The following is an 18,249-nucleotide window of genomic DNA, read 5'->3' as shown; positions in this document are numbered from 1 at the left end:
ATGCGCCACGGAATCAGCGGGGCTCATCGGACCGGTTGCAGAAGACGCATGCGTCCCAGTTCGCCGGCGCGCACAGCACGCGGTGCCGTACGCATGAGGCCATGGCGGCCTCCTCCGGGCCGGGGAAGGGGGACCTGCCGCTCTGCGGTTCGGCGCCGGAGGGGTCGAACGCCTCGACCATCTCCCGGTACTGCCGCAGTTGTCCCTCGGCGAAGGGTGGCTCGTAACCCAGTTCGTCCCACCGGTGTCTGCGCAGTGCCAGATCGATCACTCGCAGGATGAAGCTCTTCGCCGTGGCCCGCTCGTCGGCGGAGCCGCCCCAGTCGATCTCCTCCAGGTCGAATCCGACCACCCCGCGCCCCACGGCGCCCTGGTCCTGGAGGGTGAGCAGGGTGGCGAAGCGGTACTCCCAGACGCTCTCGGCGAGATCGGACACGGCCAGCACGAGTACGTCGACGAAGACGTCCGTGCTCCCGTTGGACATGGACAGGCTGCGGCCACCGCCGTGGAATGTGTTTCCCATCCCGGCACCGTACCGAGGGGGCGGGGGTCGTCCGGGCGCCGGTACGACGGAGCGCGCCGCCCGGCGGGACTGCCGGGCGGCGCGCTCGATTCAGCGGTTGTGGATGCGGGTCAGAGGACGCCGCTGTCCGCGATGGTGATCTTCGCCTGCGGGCGGCCGCTCTGCGTGCCGAGGGCCTCGATCTTCTTGACCAGGTCCATGCCGGCCTCGTCGTCGACCTCGCCGAACACCACGTGCTTGCCGTCCAGCCACGACGTCACGATCGTCGTGATGAAGAACTGCGAGCCGTTGGAGTGGGGGCCGCTGTTGGCCATGGACAGCTGGCCCGGCTTGGTGTGCTTCAGCTTGAAGTTCTCGTCCGGGAACTTGGCGCCGTAGATGCTCTTGCCGCCGGTGCCGTTGCCCGCGGTGAAGTCGCCGCCCTGGAGCATGAAGTCGGGGATGATGCGGTGGAACGAGGACCCCTTGTAACCGAAGCCCTTCTCGCCGGTCGCCAGCGCGCGGAAGTTCTCCGCCGTCTTGGGAACGATGTCGTCGAACAGTTTGAACGTGATCCGCCCGGCGGGCTCGTCGTTGATGGTGATGTCGAAGTAAACCTTGCTCGTCATGGAACCATCCTGACATCGACGCCTCCGGCATCGACGGGCGGGCACGGTCACAGCGCGGCGCGGGGGCGGCGCCGGGGCCCACCGGACCCGTACCGGCTTCAGCGGATGCGTTGCAGATGGGCGCCGATCTGCAGGAACGCGGGGACGAGCGGGGCCACGGGGACGGCCGGGGACATCACCTGGGATCCGTAGTGGACGATGACGGTCTCCAGCCCGGGGGAGACGAAGAGGCGCTGGCCGTGGATGCCGCTGGCCATGAAGGATCCGTAGGGGTCGTTCAGGATCCACCAGTAGTCGTGGTACGAGAGCGTGGCGGGGGTGCTGGGCGGGGCGGCGGGGAAGCGGACGCGCCCGGCGTAGCCCTCCGGGGCGTCGGGGATGGCGGCGGTCACCGCGGCGGGCACGATCTGCCGGTCCCCGACAGCGCCCCCGCAGCGGATCATCTCGCCGAGCCGGGCCACGTCGCGGGCGGTGGCGCTGAATCCGCCGCAGGCGGCCTCGGTGCCTTCGCCGTCCAGGACGTAGTAGGCGTCCTCGTCGGCGCCGAGCCGGGACCAGATCATGTCGCTCAGCAGGGCCGAGGTGGTGGTGCCGGTGACACGGCGGAGGATTTCGGCGAGCGCTTCGACGTTGCCGTTCTCGTAGCGGAACTCGGTCCCCGGCGCGGCCGTCGCGCGTGCGGTGGCGAGGTGTTCGCGGATGCTGGTGGGGCCGCTGTAGCCGTAGGGGCGCAGGGGCGGTGCGACGACCGCGAAGTAGCGCTGGGCCTCGACGGGCTTGTCGAAGGGGCGCCCGGCGTACGAGACGTGGGTTCCCATGTGCAGCAGGTGGTCGACGGTGCTGTCCCCGAAGGCGGTGCTGGCGAGTTCGGGGACGTACTCGGAGGCTTTTGCGTCGCGGTCGAGGGTTCCCCGATGGGCCAGGGTGGCAGCCAGCAGACCTGTGTACGACTTGGCCGCCGAGGCGTTGAAGTGGGCGTCGTGGGACCGGAGTCCGTGCGGGTATGTCTCGTGGACGAGGGTGCCGCGGTGCATCACCAGGAGGGCATCGGTCTGGGCGGCCGCGAAGAGGTCCTGGAGGGTCAGGGTGCGACCGTCGGGCGCGGTGATCGTGAGCAGGTCGAGGCCGGCGGTGTCCGTCGGCAGGCTGCGGGCGGGACCCGGCCCGCGCCACACCCGGCGGCTGGGCAGTAGCTCCCGGCCCGCCGTGGTGTAGCGGCGCACCCATGCCGGGTCGGTGTAGCCGCGGGACCAGTGGAGATCAGCCAGCGGTGCGTCGGTCATGTGCGCTCCTCGATATTGAGTGACGTCCTGATCGCTACCATACACATCGTCTATTTTCGTGAGCGGCCTGCGCTCTGGCTCGATCGGCTGCGCGTGCCTGACCAGCGTGCGGCGTCCTGCCTGCCATGGAGGCATTGACCGGAAGTGGCCAGCACGTTACGTTGCCGAATCAGCAGCCCGTTAATGGACGCTTCGTTCAATTGATTTCTCGTCGCACCCCGACAGGCCGTGCCCGGACGGGAGTGGTGCCGCTGCCCGCGTGCGCCCGATGCCGAACCTCCCGCCACCGGAGCATCGCCCCCTGCTTCTCCCGAACCGCAGGAGTCTCCCTATGCCCTCGCAGCCATCACCGTCGCTGGAACTCGACGAGTCCGGCGGCCTCGGGCCGCCGGCGTTCGACCGGCGCCGCGCCTGGCTCGTCACCGCGCTGATCGTCACGTTCATGATCGTCAACTTCGCGGACAAGTCGGTGCTCGGGCTGGCGGCCGACCCGATCATGGAAGAGCTGGACATCAGCCACAGCACCTACGGCTTGATCTCCAGCTCCTACTCGATCCTGTTCAGTCTCTCCGGACTGGTCGTCGGCTTCTTCTCCTCGCGCGTCTCCAGCCGCGTGCTGCTGTTCGTGATGTGCCTGGTGTGGGGCCTGGCCCAGTTGCCCGTCCTGATCGTGGCGGCCGTACCGGCGCTGGTCGCCGGCCGGGTGCTGCTCGGCGCGGCGGAGGGGCCGGCCACGCCGATGTCGATGCACGCCCTCTACAAGTGGTTTCCGGCGGGCCGCCGCGGTCTGCCCTCGGCCCTGCAGATCAGTGGCGCCGCCCTCGGCACTCTCATAGCGGCGCCCGTGGTCACCTGGCTGATCACGCAGTTCGGGTGGCGTTCGGCCTTTGCCGCGCTGGCCGTGACGAGTCTGGCGTGGAGCGCGGTGTGGTGGTTCGTCGGGCGCGACGGCCCCTACGACCAGCCCCCGGCGCGCGTACGGACCGAGGCCGGCGGGTCCGCCCGCGTCCCCTACCGCCGACTGCTGCTGTGCGGCACGGTGATCGGGAGTGTGGCCAGCGCTTTCGGGGCGTCGTGGGCGATGGCCCTCAGTCAGGCCTGGCTGCCGTCGTATCTCAGGAACGAACTCGCCATGAGCCCGGGAACGGCGGCGGCGGTGCTCAGTGCCGTGTCCGCCCTCAGTTTCGTGCTGCTGCTGGCGCTGTCCCCCGTGATCGACCGGCTGACCCGGCGTGGCGTGTCGATGCGCCTTTCCAGCGGTGTGCCACAGGGCCTCGCGGTGGCGTGTGCCGGGACGGCGATGGCGGTGTTCCCCTTCGTCGGCCCGCTGCCGGTGCGGCTCGCCCTGATCGCGGTCGCCTTCGCGGTGCACTCCATCGCTTTCCCGCTGCACTACATGACGGCCGCGGCGGTCGTGCCCGCCTCCCGGCGCGGCGCGCTCTTCGGGATCGTGGCCGCGACGGGGACACTGCCGGGGCTGCTGGCCCCGTCCCTGACGGGTCATCTGCTGGATTCCGCGCCCTCGGAGGGCGCGGGCTACACGCAGTCGTTCGCGCTGGCGGCGGTCGTCATGATCATCTGCGGGGTCGTGGCCGCCTGCTGTATCCGCCCGGCACGGGACGCCGCACGACTCGGCGCCCTCTGAGGGCTGTCCGGCGGATCGGGGCAGGACAGGGACCGGGGCCGGTCAGCCCTGGTCCGGGGCGGTGAATCCGCTGGCCCAGTACCGGCCGTGCAGGGCCAGGTCGAGCAGCATGCGCACGGCCTCCTCGGCGGGCATCGGCGGGGTGTCCTGCTCGGCCCACCAGCGCAGTACGGCGATCTGCTCGCCCACCCAGACCCGGGCCAGCAGGTCGGCGTCGATGCGCGGCTGGACGTTGTTGCGTTCGGCGCGGGCCTTGAACTCCTGCGCCGTCGCGGCGGCGCAGGCATCCACGAACATCTGCAGCGGCTTGCCGTCCCCTTCGCCGCGCAGGATGACCCGGTAGACGTCCCGTTCGTCGCTGACATGCCGCAGCATCTCCAGCAGCGGCTTGCCGGTGAAGCCGATGGAGCTGCTGGCGACCACCGGCTCCAGACGCTGCGCGAGCTGCTCCAGCAGGTCGGTGGTCACCCGCGCGAACAGGTCGTCCTTGCCCTTGAAGTGCGCGTAGAACGTGGCGCGCGCGACATCGGCCTGCTCGGTGATGTCTTCGACGGTGAGTGCGCTGAAGCCGCGCTCCAGCACCAGCTCCACCAGTGCTCCGCCCAGCGCCCTGCGGGTACGCCTGGTGCGCCTGTCCTCGGCCATGAGGCCCCCTTCGCCCTGTCGTGGTCCGCGCACAGTCTAGATGGCTCTTGACAGCCCACAAGATACAAAACATTGTGTCTGTAAACGTTCTTGCTGTATTCAATTGGTCGGACCGTAAGGCTGGAGATCGTTGATGAACCTCGGCACCTATCTCACCCGCAGCGCCCGCTACTGGCCCGACGCCACCGCCCTGGTCTGCGGCGAGCGTTCCTGGACGTACGCGGAACTGGACGGCGCGACCAACCGTCTCGCCTCGGCCCTGACCGCCCGCGGACTGCGCCCCGGCGACGCGGTCGCCTCCCTGGCCTGGAACCGCGGGGAACTGGTCGAGGTCGAATTCGCCCTCTACAAGGCCGGACTGGTGCGCGCGCCGATCAACGCCCGGCTGGGGCGCGGCGAGATCGAGCACATCCTGCGTTACGCGCCGGTGCGCGTCCTCGTGTTCGACGCGGCGCACCGGGAGGACGCGCTTGCCGCCATCGAGGCCTCGGGCACCGGCTGTCTCCCCGTACTCCTGGAGGACGGGGAGGCCGCGGACGCGATACCGGGCGGTGCGGTCCTCGGATACCGGGCCCTGCTCGGCGAGGGGGACGCCGCCCCGGTCGCCACCGACGTGGACGAGGACGCTCCGTGCGTCCTCAACTTCACCTCCGGATCCACCGGAGCGCTCAAGGCGGCCGTCCAGACCTTCGGTAACCGTCTCGCGAACATGCGTAAACTCCTGATGAGCGACGAGTCCCGGCCCCGGCCGGGCACCCGCTACCTCGCCTGCGGCCCGATCACCCATGCCACCGGCATGACGCTGCTGGCCAACGTCTTCGCCGGGGCGGCCACCTACGTACTGCCGGCCTGGAGCGCCGGGGCGTTCGTGGACACGGTGGAGAAGGAACGCATCACCGCGACGTTCCTCGTCCCCGCCATGGTCAACATGGTGCTGGCCCACCCGGACGCGGCCGGGCGGGACCTGTCCAGCCTGACCGGCGTACGCGTGGGCGGCGCACCCATCTCGCCCCAACGCCTGCGCGACGCCGTGCGGTTCTTCGGCCCGGTCGTGGCACAGGGCTACGGCCTCGGCGAGACCACCAGCGTGGTGGCGGGGCTGAGCAGCCAGGAGATCGCCCACGCCGTCGCGGACGACCCCGAACTGCTCCAGTCCTGCGGCCGGGCGACGTACGACACCGAGGTCCGGATCGTCGACGAGACCGGCCGGCCGCTGCCGCCCCGCGAGGTGGGCGAACTCATCGTCCGCGGCCCCGACTGCGTACGCGAGTACTGGCAGGAGCCGGAACTGTCGGCGCAGACCTTCCGCGACGGCTGGGTCCACACCGGCGATCTCGCCTGGATGCGCGAGGACGGCTACCTGTTCCTCGTCGACCGCAAGAAGGACATGATCATCTCCGGCGGGTTCAACATCTACTCGACCGAGGTCGAGGCCGTCCTCTACGAACACCCCGGTGTCCAGGAAGCCTGCGTCATCGGTGTGCCCGACGAGACGTGGGGCGAGGCGGTGAAGGCCGTCATCGTGCCCCGCCCCGGCCATGCGCCGAGCGGCGACGAGATCACCGCGTTCTGCGCCGAGCGGCTCGACCGCTTCAAGAAGCCGAGGACCGTGGACTTCGTCGCGGAACTGCCCCACAACCGCAACGGAAAGCTCGACCGCAAGGCCGTGCGCGAACCGTACTGGGCCGACGCCGACCGCCGCGTGAACTGACGGGCGCCTGAACGGCCGTCTCCCGCACCGACTGCCCCCGCACCGACCCCGCCCCCGACCGGCAAGGACCACCCCGACATGACCTTCTCCCTGCGCCCCGCCTACGACGACGACCCCCGGCTCGCCGGCCTCGTCGACCGGCTCCGCGCATACCTCGACGGCGAACTGGCCGACTACGAACGAGGCCGCGGCATCACCCACGAGAGCCGCCTCACCCGCGCCGACCTCGAACCTGTCTGGCGGCGCAGCCGCGAACTGGGCTTCTACGGCATCCACTTGTCCGAGCAGCACGGCGGCCAGAACCTCTCCCACACCGCGCTGGCCGCCCTGAAGGAAGAGATCGGGGCCAGTGGACGCGTGCTCGGGCACAGCGTGCTGGGCGACATGGGCGGCCCGCTGCGCGCCGGCGACATCCTGCGGCACGCCACCGAGTACCAGCTGGACACGTACCTGCTGCCCCTGGTGCGCGGCGAGCGCGCCTGCTGCTTCTCGCTGACCGAGACCGATGCCGGCTCCGACGTCCGGTCCATGCGCACCACCGCCACCCGCGACGGCGACGGCTACCGCCTGAGCGGTCACAAGGTCTTCAGCTCGGCGGGCCCGTTCGCGGACTTCGCCATCGTCGTGGCCCGGATGGCGGGGACCGGCGGACAGGAGGGCGACAAGCCGGCCTTCTCCGCCTTCCTGGTCGACCTGGACAGCCCCGGCTGCAAGGTGCTCGACGGCGCCACGCCCATGTCCGGCGAGCACATCGAGAGCGACATCGTCCTGGACGACTGCTACGTCCCCGCCCAGAACCTCCTCGGCGAGGAGGGCAAGGGCATGCGGATCGCGCTCGGCCGCGTCACCACCAACCGGCTCCTGCACTGCCCCACCGTCATCGGCGCCACCCGCCGGGCCCTCGACCTCACCCTGGAACGCGCCCGCACCCGCAAGGTCGCCGGCGGCCGGCCCCTGCTGACACTCCAGTCGATCCAGCACAAGGTCGCCGACATGGCCACCGAGCTGTACGCGGCCCGCTCCATGACCTATGCGGCGCTCGCCGCGCTCGACCGGGGGAACGACGTACGCACCGAGGCGTTCATGAGCAAGCTGTTCGTCGCCGAGTCCGCCTTCCGCATCCTCGACCAGGCCGTCCAGATCCACGGCAAGGAAGGCCTCACCCAGGGCAATGAGATCGAGTTCCTGTTCCGCAAGATCCGCATGTTCCGCATCCTGACCGGAACCTCCGAGATCCAGCGCAACGGCATCGCGCACGGCCTCGCCTTCATGGCCTGACCCGCCTCCCCGACCCACTCACGGCAGGACAGGTGCACCTGATGACACCCCCTTCCCACTCCTCGGCCCCCGCCTGGTCGTCGCTGACGGGCAAGCGCATCCTCGACCTCTCCCGGCTGCTGCCCGGCCCCTACGCCACATCCCTGCTCGCCGACCTCGGCGCCGACGTCATCAAGGTGGAGCCCCCGCACTCCGGCGACCCCCTGCGGATGGCCCCCGACCTGTTCGACGCGCTCAACCGCAACAAGCGGTCGATCACCCTGGACCTGCGCGACGAGGAGGGCCGGAACACCTTCCTGGACCTGGTCCGCACCGCCGACGCCGTCGTGGAGAGCTTCCGCCCCGGTGTCCTCGACGGGATGGGACTGGGCTTCGCCGCACTCCACGAGGCCAATCCGCGCCTGGTGCTGTGCTCGCTCAGCGGCTACGGGCAGAGCGGACCCTACGCGCAGAAGCCCGGCCACGAGCTCAACTTCCTCGGCCTGTCCGGGTTCTTCACCGTCCCCGGACGGCTCGACGGCGAGATCATCCGCCCCGGCGTCCGGATCGGCGACATGGCCGGAGCCATGCACGCGGCCCTCGCCCTGACCGCCGCCCTCGGCCCCGGGACCGGCACCCGGACCCGGGGCCAGCACATCGACGTATCCCTCAGCGAATCCATCACCGCCTGGTGCTCCCTCTTCGCACTGCCGCTGCGCGACATCCCCGACCCCCTCGAAGCGGGCCTGGTGCAGGGCGACAACGACACCTTCACCACCGCCGACGGACGCCGCCTCTCCCTCGCCACGTTCGAGGACAAGTTCTGGCACCGCTTCCGCACCGGACTGGCCGCGGAATTCCCGGAGTTGAACACCGATGCCTACGACCGGCGCGCCGCTCGAACTGCCGCGAGGCGGGCCGTGAGCGACTTGCTGCACGGAATCTTCCGCACCCGTGACCACGCCTGGTGGCAGGAACGCCTGGACGCCCTCGACGCCCCCTGGGCCCCTGTCCTCACCACCCCCGGCGAACTCCTGACCGACCCCCACAACACCGCCCGGCAACTGTTCGGCACCCCCGCCGATCCCGCCGCCTGCCCACAGGCCCGCTTCCCCGTGACCTTCGGGGCCGGCCTTGAAACCTTCCGCACCCCGGCCCCGTCCCTGGGCCGCCACACCGAGCAGCTGCTGGCCCAGCTCTCCACCGGCCGAATCCCGGCCGATGACCTGCCCGTCGGCCGGCCGGCACCGGGCGGTTCGTTCTGAGCGCACCACCGCGCTCAGGGCGCCGCTTCGCTCCGGCGATCGAGTGCCCCGCTCCCGCCGTCGCGTCGACGAACCCGCAGCCGTAGTCCCGTCGGAGAGCGCGGGGCGGCCCGTCCCCACGCGCGTCGAAGGCAAATGCGTCGACCTGTGCGTCCGCGCCCGGAAGCCTCACCGAGTCGCACAGTTGTGCGGTGATCGACATGGTTCGAAGATGACGGAGCACACTGACAGCGTGGCCGGTGGCGAGTGGCCGGGCGAAAGCTTTGTATAAAAGTGCAGGACTGCGTATAGTCATGCCATCGACGAGGAGGTTTCGATGGTGGTACGTGCGGCAGTGGCAGGGGCGAGCGGATACGCCGGTGGGGAGCTGCTCCGTCTCCTGCTGGTTCACCCCCGGGTCGAGATCGGGGCGCTCACCGCCAACTCCAACGCGGGGCAGAAGCTCGGCGCGCTCCAGCCGCATCTGCGGCCGCTCGCCGACCGGGTCCTCCAGCCGACCACCCCCGAGGTCCTCGCCGGGCACGACGTCGTCTTCCTCGCCCTCCCGCACGGGCAGTCGGCCGCCGTCGCCGAACAGCTCGGCGACGAGGTGCTGGTCGTCGACATGGGGGCCGACTTCCGGCTCAAGGACGCGGCGGACTGGGAGAAGTTCTACGGTTCCCCGCACGCCGGCACCTGGCCCTACGGCCTGCCCGAACTGCCGGGCGGGCGCGCCGCGCTCGCCGGTTCCAAGCGGATCGCGGTGCCCGGCTGCTACCCGACCGCCGTATCGCTCGCGCTCTTCCCGGCGTACGCGGCCCAGCTGGCCGAGCCCGAGGCCGTGATCGTCGCCGCGTCCGGCACCTCCGGAGCGGGCAAGGCGGCCAAGCCGCATCTGCTCGGCTCCGAGGTGATGGGCAACATGTCCCCGTACGGCGTCGGCGGCGCCCACCGGCACACCCCCGAGATGATCCAGAACCTCAGCGCGGCGGCCGGTGAACCCGTCACGGTCTCCTTCACGCCGACCCTGGCGCCGATGCCCCGCGGCATCCTCGCCACCTGCAGCGCGAAGGCCAGGCCCGGGGTGAGTGCCGAGTCCGTCCGCGACGTGTACGAGAAGGCGTTCGCCGACGAGCCCTTCGTCGAGCTGCTCCCCGAGGGGCAGTGGCCCGCCACGGCGTCCGTCTACGGTTCCAACGCCGTACAGATCCAGGTCGCCCACGACGAGGCGGCGGGCCGGATCATCGTGATCAGCGCCATCGACAACCTCGCCAAGGGCACCGCCGGCGGTGCCCTGCAGAGCATGAACATCGCCCTCGGACTTCCCGAGGACACAGGTCTTTCCACGATCGGAGTCGCACCGTGAGCGTCACGGCAGCACAGGGGTTCTCCGCGGCGGGCATCGCCGCGGGAATCAAGGAGAGCGGTAACCCGGACCTGGCCCTCGTGGTCAACCACGGTCCGCGTCGCGCCGCCGCGGGCGTCTTCACCTCCAACCGCGTCAAGGCCGCCCCCGTCCTATGGTCGGAGCAGGTGCTCAAGGGCGGCGAGGTCACCGCCGTCGTCCTCAACTCCGGTGGTGCCAACGCCTGTACGGGCCCCAAGGGCTTCCAGGACACCCACGCCACCGCCGAGAAGGCCGCCGAGGTGCTCACCGGCCACAACGCCGGTGAGATCGCGGTCGCCTCGACCGGGCTGATCGGCACGCTGCTCCCGATGGACAAGCTGCTGCCCGGCATCGAGCAGGCCGCCGCCGCCCTCAGCGAGCACGGCGGCGAGAAGGCCGCCATCGCGATCAAGACCACCGACACCGTCCACAAGACCGCCGTCGCGGGCGGCGAGGGCTGGACCGTCGGCGGCATGGCCAAGGGCGCGGGCATGCTCGCCCCGGGCCTCGCCACCATGCTGGTCGTCCTCACCACCGACGCCGACGTGGACGCCGCCGGGCTCGACTCCGCGCTGCGCGCTGCCACCCGCACCACCTTCGACCGGGTCGACTCCGACGGCTGCATGTCGACCAACGACACCGTGCTGCTGCTGGCCTCCGGGGCGAGCGGAATCACCCCGGAGCAGGACGAGTTCGCCGAGGCCGTACGGACCGTCTGCGCGGACCTGGCCCGCCAGCTCATCGGTGACGCCGAGGGCGCCTCCAAGGACATCCGGATCGAGGTCATCAACGCCGCGACCGAGGACGACGCCGTCGAGGTGGGCCGCTCCATCGCCCGTAACAACCTCCTCAAGTGCGCCATCCACGGCGAGGACCCCAACTGGGGCCGGGTGCTCTCCGCGATCGGCACGACGAAGGCCGCCTTCGAGCCCGACCAGCTGAACGTCGCCATCAACGGCGTCTGGGTCTGCAAGAACGGCGGCGTCGGCGAGGACCGCGATCTGGTCGACATGCGCTACCGGGAGGTCAAGATCACCGCCGACCTCGCCGCCGGCACCGAGTCCGCCGTCATCTGGGCCAACGACCTCACCGCGGACTACGTCCACGAGAACAGCGCGTACAGCTCATGAGCGCGGCGCGGAAACACACCGCACTCCCGAAGGCGCAGATCCTCATCGAGGCACTGCCCTGGCTGACCCGGCACAACGGCAAGACCGTCGTCATCAAGTTCGGCGGCAACGCCATGATCGACGACGAGCTGAAGGCGGCCTTCGCCCAGGACGTGGTCTTCCTGCGCCAGGCCGGCATCAAGCCCGTCGTCGTGCACGGCGGCGGCCCGCAGATCAGCGCCCAGCTCGACAAGCAGGGCCTGGTCAGCGAGTTCAAGGCGGGGCTGCGCGTCACCACGCCCGAGGCGATGGACGTCGTAAGGATGGTGCTGGCCGGCCAGGTGCAGCGCGAACTCGTCGGCCTGCTCAACCAGCACGGCCCGCTCGCCGTCGGCATGACCGGCGAGGACGCCCACACCATCACCGCCGTCCAGCACCGGCCCACCATCGACGGCGAGAGCGTCGACATCGGCCGGGTCGGCGAGATCACCGCCATCGACACCGGAGCGATCCAGGCGCTGCTGGACGACGGCCGGATCCCGGTCATCTCCTCCATCGCCCGCTCCGCCGACGACAACCACGTCTACAACGTCAACGCCGACACCGCCGCCGCGGCGCTCGCCGCCGCGCTGAACGCCGAGACGCTGATGGTCCTCACCGACGTCGAAGGCCTCTACGAGGACTGGCCCAACAGCGACGACGTGATCAGCCGGCTCACCGCGGCCGAGCTGGAGAAGCTGCTGCCGGAACTCTCCAGCGGCATGGTGCCGAAGATGCAGGGCTGCCTGCACGCCGTGCGCAACGGCGTCGAGACCGCCCGCGTCATCGACGGCCGGGTCCAGCACTCGATCCTGCTGGAAATCTTCACCGACGAAGGAATCGGCACGATGGTCGTGCCCGACGCACGGCCCGACGCGCAGGGGGAGTCATGAGCAACCAGGAACTCGCACAGCGCTGGAGCCACGCGCTGATGGACAACTACGGGACCCCGAAGCTGTCCCTGGTCCGCGGCGAGGGCGCCCGGGTGTGGGATGCCGACGGCACCGAGTACCTCGACTTCGTCGGCGGTATCGCGGTGAACGCGCTGGGGCACGCCCACCCTGCCGTCGTCGAGGCCGTCTCCACCCAGATCGCCTCCCTCGGCCATGTCTCCAACCTCTTCATCGCCGAGCCGCCCGTCCGTCTCGCCGAACGGCTGCTCCAGCTCTTCGGCCGGAGCGGCCGTGTCTACTTCGCCAACTCGGGCGCCGAGGCCAACGAGGCGGCCTTCAAGATCGGCCGGCTGACCGGGCGGACCCACATGGTCGCCACCGACGGCGGCTTCCACGGCCGGACCATGGGCGCGCTCGCACTGACCGGCCAGCCCGCCAAGCGCGACCCGTTCCTCCCGCTGCCCGGTGACGTCACACACGTCCCGTACGGCGACGCGGAGGCCCTGCGGGCCGCCGTCACCACCGACACCGCGCTGGTGATCATCGAGCCGATCCAGGGCGAGAACGGTGTGGTCGTACCGCCCGCCGGGTATCTGGAGGCCGCCCGGGAGATCACCCGCGCCACCGGCACCCTGCTGGTGCTCGACGAGGTGCAGACCGGCATCGGCCGCTGCGGCCAGTGGTTCGAGCACCAGGCCCACCAGGGCATCGAGCCCGATGTCGTCACCCTTGCCAAGGGCCTGGGCGGCGGACTACCGATCGGCGCGGCCGTGGCCTTCGGCCCGGCCGCCGAGCTGCTGAAGCCGGGCCAGCACGGTACGACGTTCGGCGGCAACCCGATCGCCTGCGCCGCCGGTCTCGCCGTCCTGGACACCCTGGCCGCCGACGGCGCCCTGGACCGGGTGAAGCGGCTCGGCGAGAAGATCCGGGACGGAGTGGAGGGCCTCGGCCATCCGCTGGTGTCCCACGTAAGGGGCTCCGGACTGCTGCTGGGTATCGTGCTCACCGAGCCGCTCGCGCCCCAGGTGCAGCAGGCGGCTCAGAGTGCCGGAATCCTGGTGAACGTACCCGCCCCCGATGTCCTGCGGCTCATGCCGCCGCTGATCATCGGCGACGCGGAAGTGGACGCGTTGCTCCAGGCGCTGCCCGGCGCTCTCGACGCGGCACAAGGGGACGGACGATCCGGAGAATGAGGCGACGACGATGACCGAGGCGCAGGAATCCGAGTACGGCGGGCCGTCCGTGCCGCAGACCCGCACCGCACGCCACCGCCGGATCGTGGACATCCTGAACCGGCAGCCGGTGCGCTCGCAGAGCCAGCTGGCCAAGCTCCTCGCCGACGACGGGCTGAGCGTCACCCAGGCGACGCTCTCCCGCGATCTGGACGAGCTGGGTGCGGTGAAGATCCGCAACACCGGCGGCGAGCTGATCTACGCGGTGCCGAGCGAGGGCGGATTCCGCACCCCGCAGGCGCCGTTGGGCGGGTCCGCGAAGGAGGAGCGGATGCGGCGGCTCTCCGCCGAACTGCTCATCTCCGCGGAGGCGTCGGCCAACCTCGTGGTGCTGCGCACCCCGCCGGGCGCGGCCCAGTTCCTCGCCTCGGCCATCGACCAGGCCGAACTGCACGACATCCTCGGCACCATCGCGGGTGACGACACCCTGATGCTGATCAGCCGCGACCCGTCGGGCGGCCAGGCGCTCGCCGACCATCTGCTGCGACTGGCGCAGAACGAGCGCTGAGCGCACCGGTGTTGCCGGGCCGCGTCAGTAGCGGGTGATCGCGGTCGGGCCCGAGCCGGTCCCGATCGCGATGTGCGGACGGCGGGCCGGATTCACCCAGTCGAGGATCCGGTCCATCGCGGCCGCCGGTACGGAGACGCAACCGGCGGTCGCGCCACGCCCGTTGACGTGGAGGAAGATCCCCGCGCCGCGACCCCGTACCGGCCGTTCGTAGTTGAACCCGATGACGAGCGCGCGGGCGTACTGCGTCGGGTACGCGATCAGATGCTCCGCCTCGCCCGCCCGGCAGTCCGCGGGCCGTGGCTCCACCCAGCGGTTGTAGTCCCGCGCCGTGTTGTCCTGGCACCACCACGACCGGTCGTTGACCCGGCGGTAGGGATGGACGGTGCCGGCCGGTGCGGGCTTGATGCCGAAGGCGTACGGCAGGTCGTACAGGCCGGTGGGGGTGGTGTTCGTGCCCTGCTTGCGCGACGCCCCCTCGGCCAGGCCCTTCGAGCCGAAGCGGGCCGGCGTGGAGCCGCCCTTCACCCAGCTGCCCCGGCGCAGGTTCCACCAGGTCACGGTGCCCGTGGTGGAGCCCGTGGCCGGGGCCTCGGCAGTGATCAGCTGGGTGCCGCCGCCGGTGTCGGCCATCAGGTGCGGAAGCGGCGGGGCGGCGGCGGGCCGGGCCGCGACGGAGCCCGCCAGCGCGAGCAGTACCGAGAGGGTCACCAGGGATCTGCGCATGCCCGGACGGTAGACCCTCCGGGCGGGTGCCACCCGCGGATCTGCTCCGTACGGCTCAATCGCGTCCCGTCCGCGGCATGGCCGGCAGTGGGAGCGGCAGCCCCGGGAGCCCGTCGATGCTCGACGCGATGTGCTCCTTCTTCTCGAAGTAGGCGCTGAGCGAGGCGTCGTCCTCGCGGGCGAAGCGCTTGGCGTGCAGCGGACGGTCCTCGTCGTACGACATGAACGGCACCGCGTAGCCGCAGCTGTCCCGGATCAGTTCGGCCCGCACCACGATGACGGCGCGCAGCCCGTGGAGGCCGGGGTCCACGCCCGGGAAGTGGGTGAGCAGTGTGCCGAACCGGGGATCGTCCCGGAAGACCGGCTCACCGCGGCCGTGCACCCGCACGATGTTCGGCGGCCCCTGGAAGGCGCACCACATCAGTGTGATCCGGCCGTTCTCGCGGAGGTGGGCGACGGTCTCGGCATGGCTGCCCGCGAAGTCCAGGTAGGCCAGGGTCAGCTCGTCGATCACGGCGAACGAACCGCTGACGCCCTTGGGGGAGAGGTTGACCGTGCCCTCCCCGTCCAGGGGCGCCGTCGCCGTGAAGAAGATGTGCTGCTCCTCTATGAAGGTCCTGAGCCGTCCATCGATGCGTTCATATGTTTTCCCCATGGCTGTCATTCTCGTCGCCGACTCCGGTGCCGAGGAGGTGATTTCGACTCGTGGGACGCCCTGGTGCCCCGAGGGTCGGTGGGGAGCGGCGCATATCTTTGACAAAACATACGGAGGTCTGCATAGTTATACCCATCACTCGGGCGGCACGACGGCGAAGCGTGACCTCGCCCTACCCCCGGTAGTTACGTCACCGCCTCTTCGGCCCTCCGCGCGGGGAGGCGGTCGTACACCCATCACCCTGTTCTTCCGAGGAGCACGCAGTGAGCAACGGCAACGGCAAGAGCGACGTACGCCTCTGGGGCGCCCGCTTCGCCGACGGTCCGGCCGAGGCGCTGGCCAAGCTGTCCGCCTCCGTCCACTTCGACTGGCGGCTCGCGCCGTACGACATCGCCGGTTCCCGCGCCCACGCGCGCGTGCTGAACAAGGCGGGCCTGCTCACCGAGGACGAGCTGAGCCGCATGATCGCCGGTCTCGACCAGCTCGAAGCCGATGTCGCCGACGGCTCCTTCACCGGCACCGTCGCCGACGAGGACGTCCACACCGCGCTGGAGCGCGGGCTGCTGGAACGCCTCGGCCCCGACCTCGGCGGCAAGCTGCGGGCCGGCCGGTCCCGCAACGACCAGATCGCCACGCTCTTCCGGATGTACCTGCGCGACCACGCCCGGATCATCGGCGGCCTGATCGCCGAGCTCCAGGACGCGCTGGTCGGCCTCGCCGAGGCGCACCCGGACGTCGCGATGCCCGGCCGTACCCACCTCCAGCACGCCCAGCCGGTGCTCTTCGCCCACCACGTCCTGGCCCATGCGCAGTCCCTGTCCCGGGACGCCGAGCGGCTGCGCCAGTGGGACGAGCGGACCGCCGTCTCGCCGTACGGCTCCGGCGCCCTCGCCGGGTCGTCCCTCGGTCTCGACCCGGAGGCGGTCGCCGCCGACCTCGGCTTCGAGCGCGGCTCCGTCGGCAACTCCATCGACGGAACGGCCTCCCGCGACTTCGTCGCCGAGTTCGCCTTCATCACCGCGATGATCGGTGTGAACCTCTCCCGGATCGCGGAGGAGGTCATCATCTGGAACACGAAGGAGTTCTCCTTCGTCACCCTGCACGACGCCTTCTCCACCGGCTCCTCGATCATGCCGCAGAAGAAGAACCCGGACATCGCCGAGCTGGCACGCGGCAAGTCCGGCCGCCTGATCGGCAATCTGACCGGTCTGATGGCCACGCTGAAGGCCCTCCCGCTCGCGTACAACCGCGACCTCCAGGAGGACAAGGAGCCGGTCTTCGACTCCTGCGACCAGCTGGAGGTCCTGCTGCCCGCCTTCACCGGCATGATGGCCACGCTCACCGTGAACCGCGAGCGCATGGAGGAGCTGGCCCCGGCCGGCTTCTCGCTCGCCACCGACATCGCCGAGTGGCTGGTCAAGCAGGGCGTGCCGTTCCGGGTCGCCCACGAGGTCGCCGGTGAGTGCGTCAAGGAGTGCGAGCAGCACGGCATCGAGCTCGACCAGCTGACCGACGAGCAGTTCGCCAAGATCTCCGAGCACCTCACCCCCGAGGTCCGCACGGTCCTCAACGTGGCCGGCGCGCTCGCCTCCCGCAGCGGTCGCGGCGGTACGGCCCCGTCGGCCGTGGCCGTCCAGCTCGCCGAGGTGAAGGCCGACCTTGCGGTCCAGCAGGCCTGGGCCACCGCGAAGGACTGACCGCGCCGAGGGCGGCACCGGAAGGCGGGGAGCGCACGTATGCTCCCCGCCTTCCGGTTTCCGTGCGCTGGGTTACGTTGACGGGGAGCGCACCGACCGAGGAGGAGCCCCACGATGCCTTTCGCCCGGCTGGCCACAGCGACGACTCCGACCGCCCACATCGGGCTCGGCCTGGCGGCGGTCGGCAGGCCCGGCTACATCAATCTCCACCGCGACCGCGACCTGCCCGACGACCGCAGCGTCGAGGCGATGCGCGCACGCACCCACGAGCTGCTCGACGCCGCCTACGCCCAGGGCGTCCGCTACTTCGACGCGGCCCGTTCCTACGGCCGCTCGGAAGAGTTCCTGGCCCAGTGGCTGACGGCCCACCCCGAGGTGGACGATGTCGTCATCGGCAGCAAGTGGGGCTACACCTACACGGCCGACTGGAGCGTCGACGCCGAGGCGCACGAGGTCAAGGACCACAGCCTCGCCACCTTCCTGCGCCAGCGGGCCGAGACCGACGCGCTGCTCGGCGACCGCCTCGACCTCTACCAGATCCACTCGGTCACCGCCGACAGCCCGGCCCTCACCGACAAGGAACTGCACGCCCGGCTGGCCGCGCTCGCCGCCGAGGGCGTCAGCGTCGGCCTCTCCACCAGCGGGCCCGCCCAGGCGGACGCGATCCGGGCCGCCCTCACCGTCACCGTGGACGGCGAGCCGCTCTTCCGTACGGTCCAGGCCACCTACAACGCCCTGGAGACCTCGGCCGGGACGGCGCTCGCCGAGGCCCATGCGGCCGGACTCACCGTGATCGTCAAGGAGGGCATGGCCAACGGGCGGCTCGCCGGGACGGAGGCCCCCGCCGTGGTCCGGGAGATTGCCGCCGACGCCGGTCTCGGCAGCGACGCGGTCGCCCTGGCCCTGGTGCTGCACCAGCCCTGGGCCGGGGTGGTGCTCTCCGGTGCGGCGACCGTCGGCCAGCTCGCCGGGAACCTGCACGCGGCCGTCGTCGATCTCGACGAGGAGCGGCGCGCCCGGCTGGACGCGCTGGTGGAGGAGCCCGAGGCGTACTGGCGGCATCGCGCCGGGCTGCGCTGGAGCTGAC

General features: G+C 70.8%; 17 protein-coding genes. 11 read left to right on the top strand and 6 right to left on the bottom strand.

Annotated elements, in window-relative coordinates:
- Window positions 1-13: 13 nt before the first annotated feature.
- From ACFYY7_RS26940 to ACFYY7_RS26930, 3 genes are all read right to left on the bottom strand, one after another.
- The gene (locus ACFYY7_RS26940) at window positions 14-523 is read right to left on the bottom strand and encodes a hypothetical protein (RefSeq protein ID WP_388665285.1); all 510 of its coding nucleotides are present in this window, start codon (window positions 521-523) and stop codon (window positions 14-16) included.
- A 110-nt stretch (window positions 524-633) separates the two neighbouring features.
- A complete protein-coding gene (locus tag ACFYY7_RS26935; protein WP_266735993.1) occupies window positions 634-1,131 on the bottom strand; it encodes a peptidylprolyl isomerase in 498 nt (165 codons plus the stop codon).
- 98 nt (window positions 1,132-1,229) lie between these two features.
- The gene (locus ACFYY7_RS26930) at window positions 1,230-2,414 is read right to left on the bottom strand and encodes a serine hydrolase domain-containing protein (RefSeq protein ID WP_388665283.1); all 1,185 of its coding nucleotides are present in this window, start codon (window positions 2,412-2,414) and stop codon (window positions 1,230-1,232) included.
- 331 nt (window positions 2,415-2,745) lie between these two features.
- On the opposite strand from ACFYY7_RS26930, the gene ACFYY7_RS26925 reads away from it, so the two are divergent.
- Window positions 2,746-4,059, top strand: a complete 1,314-nt coding sequence (locus tag ACFYY7_RS26925) for an MFS transporter (protein WP_388665281.1) — start codon at window positions 2,746-2,748, stop codon at window positions 4,057-4,059.
- Window positions 4,060-4,101: 42 nt separating this feature from the next.
- On the opposite strand, the gene ACFYY7_RS26920 is transcribed toward ACFYY7_RS26925, so the two are convergent.
- Window positions 4,102-4,704 carry a TetR/AcrR family transcriptional regulator gene (locus ACFYY7_RS26920; protein WP_388665280.1) on the bottom strand — a complete coding sequence of 201 codons (603 nt, stop codon included), beginning with the start codon at window positions 4,702-4,704 and terminating at the stop codon, window positions 4,102-4,104.
- Window positions 4,705-4,837: 133 nt separating this feature from the next.
- On the opposite strand from ACFYY7_RS26920, the gene ACFYY7_RS26915 reads away from it, so the two are divergent.
- The 8 genes from ACFYY7_RS26915 to ACFYY7_RS26880 all read left to right on the top strand — a co-directional run bounded on the left by ACFYY7_RS26915 (window position 4,838) and on the right by ACFYY7_RS26880 (window position 14,084).
- Window positions 4,838-6,415 (top strand): AMP-binding protein, encoded by a 1,578-nt coding sequence (locus tag ACFYY7_RS26915; protein WP_388665278.1) that lies wholly within the window; start codon window positions 4,838-4,840, stop codon window positions 6,413-6,415.
- 78 nt (window positions 6,416-6,493) lie between these two features.
- Complete coding sequence (locus ACFYY7_RS26910; RefSeq protein WP_388665276.1) at window positions 6,494-7,693, top strand: acyl-CoA dehydrogenase family protein; 1,200 nt, start codon at window positions 6,494-6,496, stop codon at window positions 7,691-7,693.
- A 41-nt stretch (window positions 7,694-7,734) separates the two neighbouring features.
- Complete coding sequence (locus ACFYY7_RS26905; RefSeq protein WP_388665274.1) at window positions 7,735-8,937, top strand: CaiB/BaiF CoA transferase family protein; 1,203 nt, start codon at window positions 7,735-7,737, stop codon at window positions 8,935-8,937.
- A gap of 316 nt (window positions 8,938-9,253) precedes the next feature.
- Window positions 9,254-10,282, top strand: coding sequence for an N-acetyl-gamma-glutamyl-phosphate reductase (argC, locus tag ACFYY7_RS26900; RefSeq protein WP_388665273.1), 1,029 nt, complete (start codon window positions 9,254-9,256; stop codon window positions 10,280-10,282).
- Window positions 10,279-11,433: a bifunctional glutamate N-acetyltransferase/amino-acid acetyltransferase ArgJ gene (gene argJ, locus ACFYY7_RS26895; protein WP_388665271.1), complete on the top strand. Its 1,155-nt coding sequence runs from the start codon at window positions 10,279-10,281 to the stop codon at window positions 11,431-11,433. The genes argC and argJ overlap by 4 nt, the downstream gene beginning before the upstream one ends.
- On the top strand, window positions 11,430-12,344 hold the full coding sequence (gene argB, locus ACFYY7_RS26890) for an acetylglutamate kinase (RefSeq protein WP_388665269.1): 915 nt from the start codon (window positions 11,430-11,432) through the stop codon (window positions 12,342-12,344). The genes argJ and argB overlap by 4 nt, the downstream gene beginning before the upstream one ends.
- Window positions 12,341-13,537: an acetylornithine transaminase gene (locus ACFYY7_RS26885; RefSeq protein WP_383714063.1), complete on the top strand. Its 1,197-nt coding sequence runs from the start codon at window positions 12,341-12,343 to the stop codon at window positions 13,535-13,537. Before argB ends, ACFYY7_RS26885 begins: the two co-directional genes overlap by 4 nt.
- A gap of 10 nt (window positions 13,538-13,547) precedes the next feature.
- The gene (locus ACFYY7_RS26880) at window positions 13,548-14,084 is read left to right on the top strand and encodes an arginine repressor (protein WP_266735980.1); all 537 of its coding nucleotides are present in this window, start codon (window positions 13,548-13,550) and stop codon (window positions 14,082-14,084) included.
- 24 nt (window positions 14,085-14,108) lie between these two features.
- Here the strand turns inward: ACFYY7_RS26880 and ACFYY7_RS26875 are convergent, their stop codons facing one another.
- Together ACFYY7_RS26875 and ACFYY7_RS26870 are read right to left on the bottom strand one after the other, a co-directional pair.
- Window positions 14,109-14,810 carry a L,D-transpeptidase gene (locus ACFYY7_RS26875; protein WP_388665268.1) on the bottom strand — a complete coding sequence of 234 codons (702 nt, stop codon included), beginning with the start codon at window positions 14,808-14,810 and terminating at the stop codon, window positions 14,109-14,111.
- Between the two features lie 55 nt (window positions 14,811-14,865).
- Window positions 14,866-15,465: a pyridoxamine 5'-phosphate oxidase family protein gene (locus ACFYY7_RS26870; protein WP_388665266.1), complete on the bottom strand. Its 600-nt coding sequence runs from the start codon at window positions 15,463-15,465 to the stop codon at window positions 14,866-14,868.
- 263 nt (window positions 15,466-15,728) lie between these two features.
- Here ACFYY7_RS26870 and argH point away from each other — a divergent pair, with 263 nt between their 5' ends.
- Together argH and ACFYY7_RS26860 are read left to right on the top strand one after the other, a co-directional pair.
- Window positions 15,729-17,162: an argininosuccinate lyase gene (argH, locus tag ACFYY7_RS26865; RefSeq protein WP_376316395.1), complete on the top strand. Its 1,434-nt coding sequence runs from the start codon at window positions 15,729-15,731 to the stop codon at window positions 17,160-17,162.
- 114 nt (window positions 17,163-17,276) lie between these two features.
- Window positions 17,277-18,248, top strand: a complete 972-nt coding sequence (locus tag ACFYY7_RS26860) for an aldo/keto reductase (RefSeq protein ID WP_388665264.1) — start codon at window positions 17,277-17,279, stop codon at window positions 18,246-18,248.
- The last annotated feature ends 1 nt before the right edge of the window (window position 18,249 follow it).

This window comes from Streptomyces sp. NPDC001933 (assembly GCF_042890955.1).
In the GTDB taxonomy this organism is placed as follows: Bacteria; Actinomycetota; Actinomycetes; order Streptomycetales; family Streptomycetaceae; genus Streptomyces.
Note: the sequence above shows the minus strand (reverse complement) of the source record. Positions and strands in the feature narration are given on the sequence as shown.

Coding starts and splice junctions, on each gene's coding strand:
- ACFYY7_RS26940 (WP_388665285.1), bottom strand. CDS start 523: ATGGGAAACACATTCCACGGCGGTGGCCGCAGCCTGTCCATGTCCAAC.
- ACFYY7_RS26935 (WP_266735993.1), bottom strand. CDS start 1,131: ATGACGAGCAAGGTTTACTTCGACATCACCATCAACGACGAGCCCGCC.
- ACFYY7_RS26930 (WP_388665283.1), bottom strand. CDS start 2,414: ATGACCGACGCACCGCTGGCTGATCTCCACTGGTCCCGCGGCTACACC.
- ACFYY7_RS26925 (WP_388665281.1), top strand. CDS start 2,746: ATGCCCTCGCAGCCATCACCGTCGCTGGAACTCGACGAGTCCGGCGGC.
- ACFYY7_RS26920 (WP_388665280.1), bottom strand. CDS start 4,704: ATGGCCGAGGACAGGCGCACCAGGCGTACCCGCAGGGCGCTGGGCGGA.
- ACFYY7_RS26915 (WP_388665278.1), top strand. CDS start 4,838: ATGAACCTCGGCACCTATCTCACCCGCAGCGCCCGCTACTGGCCCGAC.
- ACFYY7_RS26910 (WP_388665276.1), top strand. CDS start 6,494: ATGACCTTCTCCCTGCGCCCCGCCTACGACGACGACCCCCGGCTCGCC.
- ACFYY7_RS26905 (WP_388665274.1), top strand. CDS start 7,735: ATGACACCCCCTTCCCACTCCTCGGCCCCCGCCTGGTCGTCGCTGACG.
- argC (WP_388665273.1), top strand. CDS start 9,254: ATGGTGGTACGTGCGGCAGTGGCAGGGGCGAGCGGATACGCCGGTGGG.
- argB (WP_388665269.1), top strand. CDS start 11,430: ATGAGCGCGGCGCGGAAACACACCGCACTCCCGAAGGCGCAGATCCTC.
- ACFYY7_RS26885 (WP_383714063.1), top strand. CDS start 12,341: ATGAGCAACCAGGAACTCGCACAGCGCTGGAGCCACGCGCTGATGGAC.
- ACFYY7_RS26880 (WP_266735980.1), top strand. CDS start 13,548: ATGACCGAGGCGCAGGAATCCGAGTACGGCGGGCCGTCCGTGCCGCAG.
- ACFYY7_RS26875 (WP_388665268.1), bottom strand. CDS start 14,810: ATGCGCAGATCCCTGGTGACCCTCTCGGTACTGCTCGCGCTGGCGGGC.
- ACFYY7_RS26870 (WP_388665266.1), bottom strand. CDS start 15,465: ATGGGGAAAACATATGAACGCATCGATGGACGGCTCAGGACCTTCATA.
- ACFYY7_RS26860 (WP_388665264.1), top strand. CDS start 17,277: ATGCCTTTCGCCCGGCTGGCCACAGCGACGACTCCGACCGCCCACATC.